The organism is Motilimonas sp. E26 (assembly GCF_021278025.1).
Lineage (GTDB): Bacteria > Pseudomonadota > Gammaproteobacteria > Enterobacterales > CBDFNC01 > Motilimonas.
Genome location: NZ_JAIBHJ010000036.1, coordinates 1 through 14,802, shown reverse-complemented (window position 1 = coordinate 14,802; position 14,802 = coordinate 1). Strand labels below are relative to the sequence as shown.

8 protein-coding genes are annotated in these 14,802 nt (G+C 44.9%); 4 read left to right on the top strand and 4 right to left on the bottom strand.

Annotation, left to right across the window (positions count from 1 at the left end):
• Positions 1–34 precede the first annotated feature (34 nt).
• Together K1M91_RS19355 and K1M91_RS19350 are read left to right on the top strand one after the other, a co-directional pair.
• The gene (locus K1M91_RS19355) at positions 35–1,126 is read left to right on the top strand and encodes a GNAT family N-acetyltransferase/peptidase C39 family protein (RefSeq protein WP_232803902.1); all 1,092 of its coding nucleotides are present in this window, start codon (positions 35–37) and stop codon (positions 1,124–1,126) included.
• Between the two features lie 153 nt (positions 1,127–1,279).
• Entirely contained in the window at positions 1,280–2,107 is an 828-nt protein-coding gene (locus K1M91_RS19350; RefSeq protein ID WP_232803901.1) for an HDOD domain-containing protein, read from the top strand.
• A 104-nt stretch (positions 2,108–2,211) separates the two neighbouring features.
• Here the strand turns inward: K1M91_RS19350 and K1M91_RS19345 are convergent, their stop codons facing one another.
• Positions 2,212–4,596, bottom strand: a complete 2,385-nt coding sequence (locus K1M91_RS19345) for an EAL domain-containing protein (RefSeq protein WP_232803900.1) — start codon at positions 4,594–4,596, stop codon at positions 2,212–2,214.
• Between the two features lie 370 nt (positions 4,597–4,966).
• On the opposite strand from K1M91_RS19345, the gene K1M91_RS19340 reads away from it, so the two are divergent.
• Together K1M91_RS19340 and K1M91_RS19335 are read left to right on the top strand one after the other, a co-directional pair.
• Complete coding sequence (locus K1M91_RS19340; protein ID WP_232803899.1) at positions 4,967–7,183, top strand: EAL domain-containing protein; 2,217 nt, start codon at positions 4,967–4,969, stop codon at positions 7,181–7,183.
• A 79-nt stretch (positions 7,184–7,262) separates the two neighbouring features.
• Positions 7,263–8,789, top strand: coding sequence for an ATP-binding protein (locus K1M91_RS19335; RefSeq protein WP_232803898.1), 1,527 nt, complete (start codon positions 7,263–7,265; stop codon positions 8,787–8,789).
• 2 nt (positions 8,790–8,791) lie between these two features.
• Here the strand turns inward: K1M91_RS19335 and K1M91_RS19330 are convergent, their stop codons facing one another.
• The 3 genes from K1M91_RS19330 to K1M91_RS19320 are packed head-to-tail and all read right to left on the bottom strand — an operon-like array spanning position 8,792 to position 14,537.
• Positions 8,792–11,932 carry an efflux RND transporter permease subunit gene (locus K1M91_RS19330; RefSeq protein WP_232803897.1) on the bottom strand — a complete coding sequence of 1,047 codons (3,141 nt, stop codon included), beginning with the start codon at positions 11,930–11,932 and terminating at the stop codon, positions 8,792–8,794.
• Positions 11,932–13,131, bottom strand: coding sequence for an efflux RND transporter periplasmic adaptor subunit (locus tag K1M91_RS19325; protein ID WP_232803896.1), 1,200 nt, complete (start codon positions 13,129–13,131; stop codon positions 11,932–11,934). The genes K1M91_RS19330 and K1M91_RS19325 overlap by 1 nt, the downstream gene beginning before the upstream one ends.
• A complete protein-coding gene (locus K1M91_RS19320; RefSeq protein ID WP_232803895.1) occupies positions 13,131–14,537 on the bottom strand; it encodes an efflux transporter outer membrane subunit in 1,407 nt (468 codons plus the stop codon). The genes K1M91_RS19325 and K1M91_RS19320 overlap by 1 nt, the downstream gene beginning before the upstream one ends.
• Positions 14,538–14,802: the final 265 nt, after the last annotated feature.

Sequence of the window (14,802 nt, the reverse complement as noted above, 5' to 3'; positions counted from 1 at the left end):
GCTACTATATTGTTGCTCATCCTCGAGACTCACCATGCTACTGCGCGCAGCTACTCCTAATGATTTAGCATCACTTAACCAACTAGAGCTAGCGGCATTTCCCGGCGATCGCATTAGTGCTCGTCAAATGAAACGCTTTATTACCTCGCCATTGGCTTACTTTCTAGTGGTCGAAATCGAACAGCAAATTGCAGGCTACGGGCTAGTGTTATTTAACCGTGGCACTCAGCTCGCGCGACTCTATTCTGTCGCGGTCGCCAGTACTTTTAGAGGGCAAAACTTAGCCTACAAAATGGTTCAGCAATGCGAGCAAGAAGCCATTGAACGAGGTTTCATCACATTACGCCTAGAGGTGCGTAATGACAATATAGCGGCAAAAAATCTTTACCAAAAAATGGGCTACAAGGTACTTAAAACCTTAGTGCATTATTATGATGATTTAGCTGATGGTCTACGTATGCATAAACGACTCGATCCGCCTGGGCCGAGTAGCGTATTAACCATGCCTTTGTATGTGCAAACACTACCATTCACTTGCGGCCCTTCCTGTTTATTAATGAGTTTTGCCTATTTAGATAGCAGTTATCAACCTAACCGCTTAGACGAAGTTAAAATCTGGCGTGAGGCGACAACCGTTTTCATGACCAGTGGCCATGGCGGATGCAGCGCGCAAGGCTTAGCCCTTGCAGCTAATCGACGAGGTTTTGGGGTGGAACTATTTAGTCAATCGGCCTCAATCCCCTTTATCGATGGGGTGCGCGATGTAAATAAAAAAGCCGTGATTGAATTAGTACATCAAGACTTTAGCCAGCAACTAACCGCACTCAATATTGCAACGCAAACTCAATCGCCCACACTTGAGCAATTGCGCCATTGGATTCAATCTGGTTACTGCGTGTTAATGCTAATTAGCACTTATCGTTTTAATGGCGAAAAAGGTCCCCATTGGATCGTGCTCAGCGGTATGAATGAGCAATACTTTTTTTTCCATGATCCGAATGTCGAGCAACAACGCGACATCATCAACTCTGCCTATGTTCCCATTAGCCAATCCGAGCTCACGAATATGGTGAAATACGGCAAGCAAAAGCAAATTTCTTATGTTGTCATTAAGCCAAAACATTGAGCTGACTAGGTATTATCAGTTGTGAACGTTCTCACAAAAGCCAAGAATAAAACAACTTAACACATTAATTAAAGCGCCAATTTTGCGCAAATAGTTCAACACTGCTAAATATGTACTATATTCAGTTTTCTTCATTGTCTATCAGAGGCTTATATGGATATTCAAATACTGTTTAGCAAGCTAGATAAATTGCCCACCATTCCCAAAGTCGTACAGGAATTAATACAAACATTTAACAATGACGATGCCGATATTGTCGGAATCGCAAATAAAATAGCCTTAGACCCAGTAATAAGTGCCAAAGTATTACGCTTAGTCAACTCAGCTCATTTTAGTCGTGGTAAAGATGTCACCAGTATTGAAGATGCCGTGATCCGCCTTGGCTTTAACACTGTGCGTACTTTGGTCATGGCCTCAGGTATCTCATCCTCATTTAAACATTTTGATAACTTCGATCAAAAGGCATTTTGGGGTAACACCTTTCGCGTTGCCAGCATCAGTAAATCTCTTGCAAAGCAAACCAGCCACGCACCGGATACTGCCTTCACTTGCGCCATGTTACATAATTTAGGCGAGCTGATTATTTTAATTGCCGACACCGAAGAAGACGAACAGCGTATGTCCGCTAAAATAGAGCAAGGTTTAAGCCGCGAAGAAGCAGAAGCACAAGTACTTGGTTTTAACTATGCAGAGGTCGGTGCCGAGCTTGCTAAACGCTGGAAGTTTTCCGATAGCTTTGTTCATGCCATCGAAGATCAATTGACCCCTTTAAGCGCAGAAACATTTAATGAAGATGCTGGGTTTATTTGCATGGCCAGTTTCTTCAACCATGCTTGGCAACAAGATTGGAGTGAAGAAGAAATTGAAAAACACTACAACAAAGCGTTAGCGATCCGCCTAGAGCTATCTTTAAGCAATATCTTAAATGCCAAAGAAGCCATGCTAGAAGAGAGTAAAGCGCTGAGCGATTTACTCAACTAAGTTACTCTCGACGACGCTCAACTCAGTTAACGTTTAACCGCGGCTCGGTTCACATTAGTTACCACTATCAAAATTCTTTTGCGGAGGCCACCACCTCCGCTTTTTTAATCGTTCACATAGCCCGTATGCCACGAGTTAAACTCTGTTAACGGTAAGGGCGGACTAATAAAATAGCCTTGCATCCAATCACAGCCCAATTTAGTTAATAGGTCATAATGTGACTGGGTTTCAACCCCTTCCGCCACCACGGTTAACCCCAACTTGCTAGCTAACTGAATGCTACTTTCAGCCAGCAACAAGTCGACTTCTGAAGTTTCTATATCTTTAATAAACACCCGCTCTAATTTAAGAATATTCAGCGGGAATTGTTTTAAATAATGCAAAGACGCATAACCCCGACCAAAGTCATCAAGAGCCAGCAGCAGCCCTTGCTCCTGCAAGCGCTTAAACTGAGCGATCACCTCATGACTCGAGTTGACAATAAACTGCTCAGTTACTTCAAGAATGAGCTGTTCTGGTGCAATTTGGTACTCAACCATTAATGATCGCAAAAAGTGGAAAAAGCCTAAGTCTTGCAGCTGTAGATGAGCAATATTCAAAGCTAGGCGACCGAGCTGTCGTCCTTCTAGCTGCCATTGATGATATTGCGCAATAGCTTGTTGACACATCCATTCATTTAGAGGATTCAACATATCAGCATCCTCCACCGCAGCAAGAAAATCATTGGCATTAATAATGCCTTTTTCAGGGTGACGCCAGCGCATCAGCACTTCGGTAGCAATGATATGTTGTGATTGCATCGATAAGATCGGCTGAAACGCAAGTTCAAATTCTTGCTGTTTTAAGCCGCGGCGTAATTCATTTTCAAAACTCAATTTAAGCTGGCTATTACACTCCAGCTCGGCACTGTAACGAAGAAAACGCGAGTGTTTCTGTACTTTGGCTTGATTCATTGCCATATAAGCCTTATCGATCAGCTCACTGGCTGTAAGTGCATCAGAATAAGCTTGGGCGATACCGATATGGCAGCTTAAAAATAAATTTTTATTATCAACCACAAACTCTTCAGACAAGCGCTCAAGTAGCTCAATACAAATTTTGGTTTGCTGAGAAATACTTTCAGGCTCTGACAATAAGATTGCAAACTCCGCCCCACCAAAACGTGCACACATGTCGTTAGGTTGCACGCAAGCCAATAAACGCAATGCTATGTCTTGCAGTAATTGGTCACCCACTGAGTGGCCATAGCGGTCGTTAGTTGCCTTAAATGTGTCAAACTCTAAAAACAGTAGCACGCCTGCTTGCTGGCTGGACATCGCCTTTTCAAGGCTTACTTCAAACCGTTGGCGGTTAGCAATCCCCGTTAAAGAATCAAAGTTAGCTTGACGCCAAATGCGCTCTTCACTGCGCTTTTTATGGGTTAAATCAGAAAACAACGACACGTATTTGGTCACCCTGTCACGGTCACCATCACGGATCGCCGCAATAGACAACCAACCGGGAAACTCACTGCCATCCTTACGTTGGCCCCATATTTCACCGCGCCATACGCCATCTCGGTTCAATTCTCGCCACATTTTCCGCAGCACCACAGGGTCGTTTTTCGGTGAGCTCAACAGCAAACCTGTGCGCCCCACCACTTCATTACGTTGATACCCAGTAATTTGGCAAAAAGCTTGATTAACCGAGACGATCCGTTGCTTACTATCTTCAATCAAAATCGCTTCTGCGGCGTTCTCGAACACTTTACTTGCTAACGCACGCGCTTGCTCGGCCAATACACGCTCGGTAATGTCTCGCGCATCCAGCACCACACCACAGATTTGACCAGACGATAAAGTAAATGGGGTATAATTAATCTCTAAACAACGTCGACCCTTTAAACTAGACACCCAAAATTGGTGAGTGCAAATAGAGCCTTTCAGGCATAACTGTAAGCGCGGCAGAATATGATCGTCAAACACTTGAAAATCAAATACTTCTGCAACAGGTTGCCCTTCATCGAAATCAGCCAAGCCAAAAAAACGGGCAAAGCTTGGGTTAACTAACTCAAGACTTAAACTTTGATTAACGTAAGCCACTAAATCAGTAGAAGAAGCCACAATACGCTTATATAAACTTAATTGAGCTAATTCTTGAGAGGCGATGGGTAAGGTGTTCGCTTCACAAAAAATGCCATTCGTTTCATCAACAAAGCGGCAGTGAATCTGCAAGTTACTCAAGCCATCGCGTAACTGCATTTCATAACAAATATCAAGTGACCCCTTAGAGCGCACCTGATTCCAAAAACTGACCCATTCAATACTAGTTTTAAAATGCGGTAAAAATTCTACAACCGACGTTGCCTCACTCAACTGCTGCTTCGCTGTTGCATTTAAATAAATCACCCCGCCCTTTTGATCCAAATAAAACACGATATTCTGACCGAAATCATGTTGAAGCTGAGCCATGAGCTCAGGTTGAGTACTTGTATTTACAACATCCGTCATGTAGCTATATTCCTAACAGCAGGGCGATTGAATCACAGAAGGTACACTTTAACAAAAAGTCAAAAAAATACCTGTTAGGCAACACTAAATAACTGGAGAGATCACAAAAACAACAGCCAACAAAAGTCAGTCTCATCATTAAACTAAAAAAGCACTAAAAGTACCCTCTATAACGCATCACCACTAATGTGGAAATACAATTATGCTTTGGTAAACAATGAGTAAAACACTTAAAAAATAGAGTTTTTTTATTGGTTTTAGCACAAATTACTATTTGGGCCCTTTACCAAAGATGTAACTTAATGTTAACAAGTACTCTGCTTTCAAATTCATGCTCTATACTCTCCAGAGTACATTTAAAGGATTACCAATGTCTTCTCCGCGACTAAAGCCGCGAGCATTCTCATTAAATCGACCAGCATTACTTATTGCACTGTTTAGTTTTATCATGCTGATTACACTTAGTGCTATTAGCATTAAAAAAATACAGCAAGATTGGCGCAAAGAACAGCGCATAACATTAACCCTTATCGCCAAACAGCAAGCCGAAATCATTTCCCAAAAGGTCACCCATGCGCTCAGTGCCACTTATTTGCTGAGTAAACAGATTAAACACGATCAAGGCCAGGTCATCGACTTTGAGCAACAAGCCTCTTATCTATTTAACCACATAAAAGGCATCGACAGCCTACAGCTCGCCCCTAATGGCACCGTCGAGTACATCTACCCACTAGAAGGAAATGAGAAAGCCATCGGTCATAATATTCTGCAGCAAGATAAGCGAAAAGAAGAAGCCCAACATGCCATTCAACAACAACAGCTAACCCTAGCGGGCCCATTTCGTTTAGTGCAAGGTTATAATGCTGTCATTGGTCGCAACCCTATTTTTATCGAAGCACAAGGACGCTCTTTATTTTGGGGGTTCGCCTCCGTCGTGATCCCCATCAAACAGCTGTTAAATGGCAATAACCTGCGGCAACTAGAAAGCCACCATATTCAATTTAGACTAACCACTCTGCGACATTTAGGTGAACCAGTCACACAAATTTTGGGTAATGTTGACTTACAAGGCGACATCTTTGCCAGCGCCCAACTATCCATCGCCGATAATCAATGGCGGCTTGAACTTGCTCAACAAGATCCCAATCAACACTTAATATTAACTAAACTTTGGGCTACCGCAGCTATTCTCAGCAGCCTACTGAGTTTTCTTATTTACAACCTTGCAAGCTACCCATTACGACTCGCACAAAAAGTTGCGAAGCAGACCAAGGAGCTCTCTCGGTTAGCCTATTTTGACAACCTTACCGGATTAAAAAACCGTACTTTGTTACAACTTGAGCTAGCTAAAACACTGCAACGATTAACTCAACAAAACGAAATTGAGCAATCTCACCAAATTGCAGCACTAGTATACTTAGGGGTAGATGATTTCAAGCGTCTCAACGATGCCTTTGGCAATAAAATTGGTGATGAGCTGTTACTTGAGGTCACTCATCGGTTACATAACATATGCAGTAAAAAAGACATTATTACCCGCGCCGGTGGTGACGAATTTGCGATTATCTTGCCTCCCCAGTCAAGTCTAAAAAGCATCGAAATATGGCTACAAATACTCTTAAAGACACTAGGCCAACCTATCTCAATTGATGGCCATCAAATGCAATTTAGTATTTCTGCAGGCATTGCCCTACTGCCACAAGACGGAGACAGCGCTGAAGTATTAATTCAACATGCTAATTTAGCCATGACCCATGCAAAACAAAAGGGTAAGCGCCGCTTTATGTTTTACAACAACAGTATGGAGGCGCGAGTAAAATCAAACTTATCAGTGGAGCTGGAACTGAATAAGGCGCTCAAGCATGATGAGCTAGTGCTTTTTTATCAGCCTATCGTGGATTTAACCACCAGCAAACCGATCGGGTTTGAAGCCTTGATCCGTTGGCAACATCCTGAAAAAGGCCTTATCTTCCCCGATGCTTTTATTCCTGTCGCGGAGCAAAGCAATCTGATTACCGAAATCGGCTACTGGGTATTAGAAGCTGCCTGTAAAGCACTGCCTAACTTTCCGCCGCATATCCAAATATCAATTAATGTGTCAGCTCGTCAATTTATGGATCCGCAACTGGCCACAAGAATGAAGCAAATCATTTATCAATACCATGCCACCCCTAACCGCATTACCCTTGAGATAACTGAAACCCTACTCATTGAAAATATTGAGCAGGTTGTTAGCTCATTGAAAAACCTACGTGATTTTGGCTTGGGTATCTCTGTTGATGACTTTGGCACTGGCCACTCTTCACTTAGCAAACTTAAGCTGATGCCAATTAGTACTATCAAAGTCGACCGCGCTTTTATTATGGATTTGCCCGATAACAAAGAAGATAAAGAGCTCACCGAAGCCATTCTGGTGATGGCGCAAAAGCTTCAATTAAAGGTGGTAGCGGAAGGGGTAGAAACCGCCGAACAGCGCGACTTCTTATTGGCTAATCAATGTAATTTTGGGCAGGGCTATTATTTCAGTAAACCAGTCCCATTAGATCAAGCTTTAGTATATACAGAACGTATGTTGATAAAAAAATAAGTCAACCAACGGCTAGTGCTCAGCCAAGCTATTCTTTTTAACCTAAACTTATTCCATAGCTACATATATGGGAAACAAAATGGCAAGACTGATCACCTACTCAGATGATGCCTCTAGCGAGCTATTAGACAATACTGGGCAGTCTAAGGCGTTTTACCATCAGTTGTTTTTATTACATGAAATATCCATTAGCCTTTCTCAAGCAAAAAATCTCGATGACCTCTATCGTCTCTCTGTTACCGCGTGCATCGAACAGCTAGAAATAGACCGGATGGGCATCCTAATGATCGATAAAGAACGCGATTGGATGTATGGAACATGGGGGACCGACGACTTAGGTAACATTCGCAGCGAAGCCGATTACGCCTCTCCCATGCGAGATGATGTAAAGAAAGTCATCCGAGAAATGTCAACGCGCGGCAAAGTCTGCGTTTGGCATGACCAAGATTTATATGAATTTACCGACACGCCCGGAGAAGTGGCCACAGTAGGCAAAGGCTGGAATGCTGCCATCGCAATTTGGGATAAGGACGACGTTATTGGTTGGATAGCCTGTGATAACTTACTAAACCATAAACCATTTCAAACCTACCAAAGCCATATATTACGGTTGTTTGGTTCGCTACTGGGTGAGTTTATCAAACTCAAACACGCCGAACAGTCGCTATATCAGCTTAATGAAGAACTCGAAAACCGTATTCTTGCCCGTACCGCTGAGTTAACTCAAGCACAGCTTGATTTAGAAAAAATAAACAGCGAGTTGGAACAACAAGTTCTCAACCGCACCGCATCCCTCAACGAAAAAACCTTGCGCCTAGAAAAAGCATTGCAAGATCTAACCGAAACACAGCAAGATCTGATGGAAGCGGAAAAGCACCGCGCCCTTAATCACTTAGTAATAGGTATGGCGCACGAACTCAATACACCACTAGGTATTATAAAAACAGCGGCCAGTTTGCAACCTGAGTTACTCAATGAATTAGGTGATGATCTCGCTGCAGGTAAAGTGTCTAAATCCCGCCTCAGCCAAGTGATTGAAAATGGCTTAGAAGGCTACGACATCATTAATACAAATATTTCTAAAATGGCGGATCTCGTTACGCAATTTAAACGGCTTTCCGTGGTCAGTAACAGTGCCAGTAATATTGAATCAATAGCGCTAAAAAATTGGTTAAAACAAGCGCTCAAACTTGCAATTTCTCATTACAACAAGCCGCAGCGCGTTAACTTAGTTATTCATGTTACCCCCGATAAAGCAGTGATAAAAGCAGACTCTTGGATGCTGGCACAAATACTTGAGGATTTAGTATTAAACTCTCTCGAGCACGGCTTTGATAGCCAAGAGCAGGACAAAATTGAAGTATCGGCGGTGTTAGTCGGTAACAACTGTGAAATTGAGTTTGAGGATAACGGCCGTGGCATTGACCCCGCTATAGTTAGCAGTATTTACGATCCCTTCTTTACTTGCGCAAGAGGAGAAGGGAGTAAAGGCCTAGGCCTTAATCTGGTATATAACTTGATTACACAAGGGATGAAAGGTGAAATAAGCCACTATCGGCCAACAGCAGGCGGTTGTGGCTTTCGCATAGTCATTCCTTGCCACTGAAGTTAACTAAGCTCAGTTGAACCAGCGAATACATTTCGTTGTAAGCGATGCACAGCTATTTTAAGGTCTTCCAGTAGTAAATAATTAACCGGCACTAACAACAAGGTTATGACGGTGGCAAAAATAATACCAAAACCCAATGAAACAGCCATTGGAATTAAAAACTGCGCCTGAGTGGATTGATCAAATATCAGCGGCATTAAGCCAGCAAAAGTGGTAATAGAGGTTAATATTACAGCCCTAAACCGTGCCACACCCGCGCGGCGCACCGCGGTTTTAACCGCCATACCTTTACTGCGTTGACGGTTAATATAATCCACCAGCACTAAGGAATCATTGACCACCACTCCGGTTAAGGCAAGCATGCCCATCATTGACATAATAGTGAGGGGCATCCCCATGATCCAATGCCCCATAATGGCACCAATGGCACCGAATGGGATCACCGACATAACCACAAAAGGTTGAGTGTAAGATTTAAACGGGATCGCCAGCAGCGCATAAATCGCAAATAGTACAAACACTAAACCTATGGCTAAACTCGTAAAGGATTCGCTCTGTTCCTTCGCCTCCCCTTCTAAGCTGTAGCTTAAGTCAGGGTATTGTTGCTTTAAGAGCACTAAAAATGCCGATATATCTCGCTTGATCGCTTCAATATCAGCGGTTTCTTTATTCACGTCGGCAGTAATATTAATCACCCGCTTACGATCTTTGCGGGTAATACTGGCAGGGCTTTGCAGCACCGTCACTGTCGCCACCTCAGTAAAGGGCACCGCCGTGCCCGATTGAGTCCGGATCAACATATTCTGCAGGTGAAATAACGACTCTCGTTCAGCTTTGGGATAACGCACATACACTTTTACATCATCACGACCACGCTGAATTCGCTGCACTTGATCGCCAAAAAATCCCTGCCTAACTTGCGTGGCTAAATCCCTCAGCGTTAAACCCAGTGCCTGCGCCTGTGGTTTAATGCTTAACTGCAGCTCGGTTTTACCTTTGGCTAAGCTGTCCTCAATATCAAACACCCCAGGATACTCAGCTAACTTGCGCTTAAGATCGTCACTGGCAGGCTTTAAGGTACTAAAATCTCGGGCGCTCAATTGCACATCTAATGGCGCGCCGCCGCGACCAATTTCCGCCCGAAATGATAAACTTTCAACACCAGGAACTGGGCCAATTAATGCGCGCCACTCTTTTACTAACTCATTTGTAGAAATGTCCATGGTGCGCGTTTCTGGCGGCTCTAATTCAAACATCACTCGCCCTTTCGCGGTATCGCCGCTGCTTCCGCCGCCATCGGAACCCGTAGTTGCAAAAACATCTAATATCACACTCTCGCCTGTTACTGGATCGCGATATTTGTCTTGTAATTGCGCCACGCCATCGAGCATTTTTTGGATATAAAAGTCAGTGGTCGCAAACGCCGTTCCAGCCGGCATCACTAACGTGGCTCGCACTGTTTCAGAAGGCACGCGAGGAAAGAACACAAAGCGGGTCCAACCACTGGCCACCATAGTAAAAACCACCAAGGCAATGCCTAAAGCCGTTGCAATAGATAGATAACGGCGATGCACCACAGCCGCTAAGACAGGGCGATAAAAGCGTAAAATGAAGCGCTCAAAACCATTGGCAAAGTTACTCTGCCAGACACTAAAGCGATTAGGCTTGGTCTGATATAGACGGACATGCTTTAAATGAGCCGGTAATATCAGCTTAGATTCAACCAGAGAAAACAATAACACTGGCACCACCACCAAAGGAATTTGCGCAAATATTTGCCCGCGAACGCCTTCAATCATCGCTAGCGGCGCAAACGCGGCGATGGTGGTTAAAATGCCAAAAGTCACCGGCACCGACACCTCTTGAGTCCCTACGATCGCTGCTTGTAACGGCGTAGCACCGCGTTGTTGATGAGCATATACGTTTTCACCGGTCACGATGGCGTCATCCACCAAGATCCCTAGCACCATAATAAAGGCAAACAATGAAATAACGTTTAAGGTAATGCCTAGCATCGGCATCACTAACAAACCGCCCATAAAACTAACCGGTATACCCATAGTGACCCAAAAGGCAATAGAGGGGCGCAAGAACAAGGCGAGTAAAATAATCACTAAGATACAGCCTTGTAACGCGCTGTCGGTTAGGGTTTTCAGGCGCGCTTTCACCACCTTTGAACTGTCACGCCAGTAATCAATACTTACGCCAACAGGTAAGGTAGGCCTTACTTGCTCGATATAATCTTTAACCTTGTTAGCCACCTCAATAGCACTTTGCTGACCAACACGATAAACCTCAACTATCACGGCCGGCTCACCGTTAAACCTTGCCTGGATTGGCGTTTCATCAAAACCATCTTTAATTACCGCAATATCTGACAGCAACAGCCGACTACCGTCTGCGCCAGTGCGCACCACAATATTGCCAAACTCACGGCCTTGATAAGCTTGACCCTTAGTGCGTAGTAAGATCTCACCGCCCAAGGTTTTAATACTGCCACCAGACAGATCTAGCGAGCTTTGCTGCACCGCACTGCTAACTTGTGCCATGGTTAAATTATATTGGCGTAGGGTTTGCTCAGACACCTCAATGGATATTTCATAAGGGCGCACCGACTCTAAAGTGACATGGGAAATCCCTTCGATACTTTGAATATCATCCCTTACTCGCTCACCTAAAATCTTTAGTTCACGCTCACTAAGCTGAGCTGACAGGGTGACACTGATCACTTCACGTTGGTGTAAGGTTTGGCTAATAACCGGCCGCTCGGCGCTATCTGGTAGGGTGTTCAACGCATCAATGCGGTTTTTTATTTCATCTTTAATGCGATAGGTATCATAACCGGAGGCCACTTCAATCGACACGCGCGATGCCCCTTCCGCAGACATGGAAGTAATTTGCTTGATGCCTTCAATGTCTAAAATAGCTTCTTCTATTGGAATCGCTAAGCTCTCTTCCGCTTCAGCAGGCGTTGCACCGGGTAGCGCAACATTTACACTGACCAAGTCCAGTTCAAACTCAGGGAAAACTTCCAGTGGGATCCGCTGGGTTAAAGCATGTAACCCCAGCAGTAAAATAAGCGCCATTAATAAATTGGCGGCAACGTGGTTGTGGGTAAACCAACGGATTAATCCGTGCATTATGGCTGCTCCTTGGCCAATTTAGCGCGGGTGCCCGACACGATATTGCCCAGCGGTGTTGTCACTAACAAATCACCTTCACTGAGCCCGCCGTCAACAATAAACGAGTCATTATCAGCCCAAATCACCGCAACGGTTTTACGCAGTAACACCCCATCTTGGAACATAATCACTTGGTTACCCTGATACACCGCATTGCGCGGTAACACCATAACCCGCTCTAACGATTTACCTTGGATTTGGGCATCAACAAATTGACCAATCTTCAAGGGTGGCTTGTCTTGGTTTTGTCGGCCATAAGGATCGTCAATACGCGCGATGGCATAAAGCTGCCGACTGTTGGCATCCAATGCCCCTTCAGTACGCTCTATCTCACCTTGCCAGTTATAACTATGACGGCCAAACTGTGCACTGATCGTAACCTGAGGCCGCTCAGGTGAGCTTTTTTGCTGACGAAACAACTCAGGTAAACTCACCAGTGCTTGCTGTTGCTCGCTCAAGGGCAGGCGAACTTCAACATAATCCACGGCGTAAATGTCGGCCAAGCTAGCACCTGCGCCAACAAACTGACCAAGATCCACCTGCTTGGTTAACAAACGTCCGGCATAAGGCGCTTTAATTTGAGTTCGCTCTAAATCAAGCTTAGTTTGGGATAGCTTTGCTTTGGCAGACGCCACATTAGCCTGCGCCGCAGCCAACTGAGGCTTACGCAACACCAGCTCAGTCGGTTTGCCTTTACCTAAACGTTGCCAATCACGTTTTGCTTGTTCAGCTTTGGCTTGCTCTTGAGTAAGGGCTAACCTAGCTTGAATTAATGCAGCTTCGGCTATTTGTAACGCAGCCAAGTAATCTCGATTATCTACCTCAACCAGCACTTCACCTTGCTCAAAAAAACCACCCACAACAAAATTAGGGCTCACCTTAGTGATACTCCCTGCCACTTGACTAACTAAAGCACCTTGGCTGCGTGGTTGGATGGTACCAAAACTATTAATACTCACTTGATAGCCTTGCCACGTAAGGGGTAACACTTGCACATTCACGATCGGAGGTTTGGCAGGCGGACGGGTTTTCGCCTGTGGCCGATGAGTCGCAAGATACCAAGCCCCATAGCCCGCAACCAATAGCACGAATACAGGTAAAATAAATCTTAATACTTTTGCCCACATTGGACGCGAAGATGAAAAGGCGTTAGGCATCAGTTGGCGCTCTCTTGGTTGGTGGCTACAGTAGGACGAGGAAGGGTATGAGGATCGCCGCCAAGGGCAAGTAATAGTTCAATGCGATTTTGTAGCCTTTGATTGCGAATATTGATCCGCGCACTTTGGCTATCAAAGGAACGTCGCTGCGCTTCCAATACCGTAACATAGTCAACAAGACCGCCTTGGTATTGCTCAAAGGCCAGCTCTTCGGCGAGCAGTGAATTTTGCGCCGCCACACTCACTTTATCGAGTTGTTCAACCAAGGTCATTTCTTTAGATAAAGCCGCTTCAACCTGCTGGAAAGCGTTCAGCACGCTGGCTTGTAAATTAGCTGCGGCCGCTAAAGCCAGCGCCTCTTGCTGCTGTTGCCTCGCCTCGAGTAAACCCGCGTTAAATAAAGGCGTACTCAAATTAGCAAATAAATTCCACAACATACTGTCGGCGCTGAGCAACTCATTTAGTTCAGGTGAACTACTGCCCAACCCAGATGTCAGCTTTATGCTGGGAAACTTCTCTTTGTAAGCCACGGAAATGCGGGCGTTAGCGGCACTTAGTGCATCTTGCGCCCCTTGAATGTCAGGTCGGCGCTGTAACAGCTGTGATGGCAATCCTGCCGGCAGCTTATCTAAATTCAAACTAAATGTACCATTAGCCCTTAAATTGCCCGTTGGGTATTCGCCTAGGCTTAGCTGCAAAGCGCGACTGGCTTGTTTAATTTCGTCCGCCTTTGCCGCCTCAGAACTTTGCGCTCCAGCAACATCTGCACGCGCTAAAAACACATCTAACGAGCCATTAAGCCCCGCTTGATAACCCTCTTCGATAATCAGTAAATTATTTACAAGATTAAGACGGCGCTGATGAATAAGTTCATACTGATGCTGAGCAGCGAGTAAATTAAACCACTGCTGCGCAATCGTCGCCGTTAGCTCAAGCTGTTGCTGCTTAAGTAAGTTCAGATTGGCACTGGCATCAAGTAAAGCTGCGCGGCTAGCATCGTCAAGCTTGCCCCATATATCCAACTCCCAACTTAGGTCTATCCCCAATTGCGTATTATCAGTAATAGATTGGCCATTATCTTGGCGACGACCTGACAAATAGGCGCTTATTTGCGGCCAACGCTGCGCTTGTTGCTGTTTTAACAGCGCCATGCTGGCATCGACTTTAGCTTGGCTTTGTAACAGCGCGGGATTTTTTGTTAATCCTTGCAGTACTAGCTTATGAAGATCCGGCAACGCCGTTAACTGCGGCATAAACTTAGCAGCCACAGGTGCGCTTTGATGCTCAGCAGACCAGTTAGCCGCAATAGGTGGCGGCAACTCAGCTTGCTGCGGCTCAGGTAGGCTACAACCAAACAGACCAATAGAAAGCATGAACGTATATATATAGGCAGTGTTTCGGGTCATCCTGACATCACAACAATAAGCGCATACTTAATGATACTGGCTTTGCGCAAAATTGGTTCAGGGTTTTACAATTCTTTACTTGGAAATAGAGATAGGAGTCAAAAAAGAGAAGTAAGGAAGAAGATGGGGCGAATGACGGGGATTGAACCCGCGACAACCGGAATCACAATCCGGGGCTCTACCAACTGAGCGTAAGCGCTCAATACTCCGCAGGCTTGATTGTTAGGCGATCACTTGTTCTTGCGGATATTCCACGGTAGCAGTG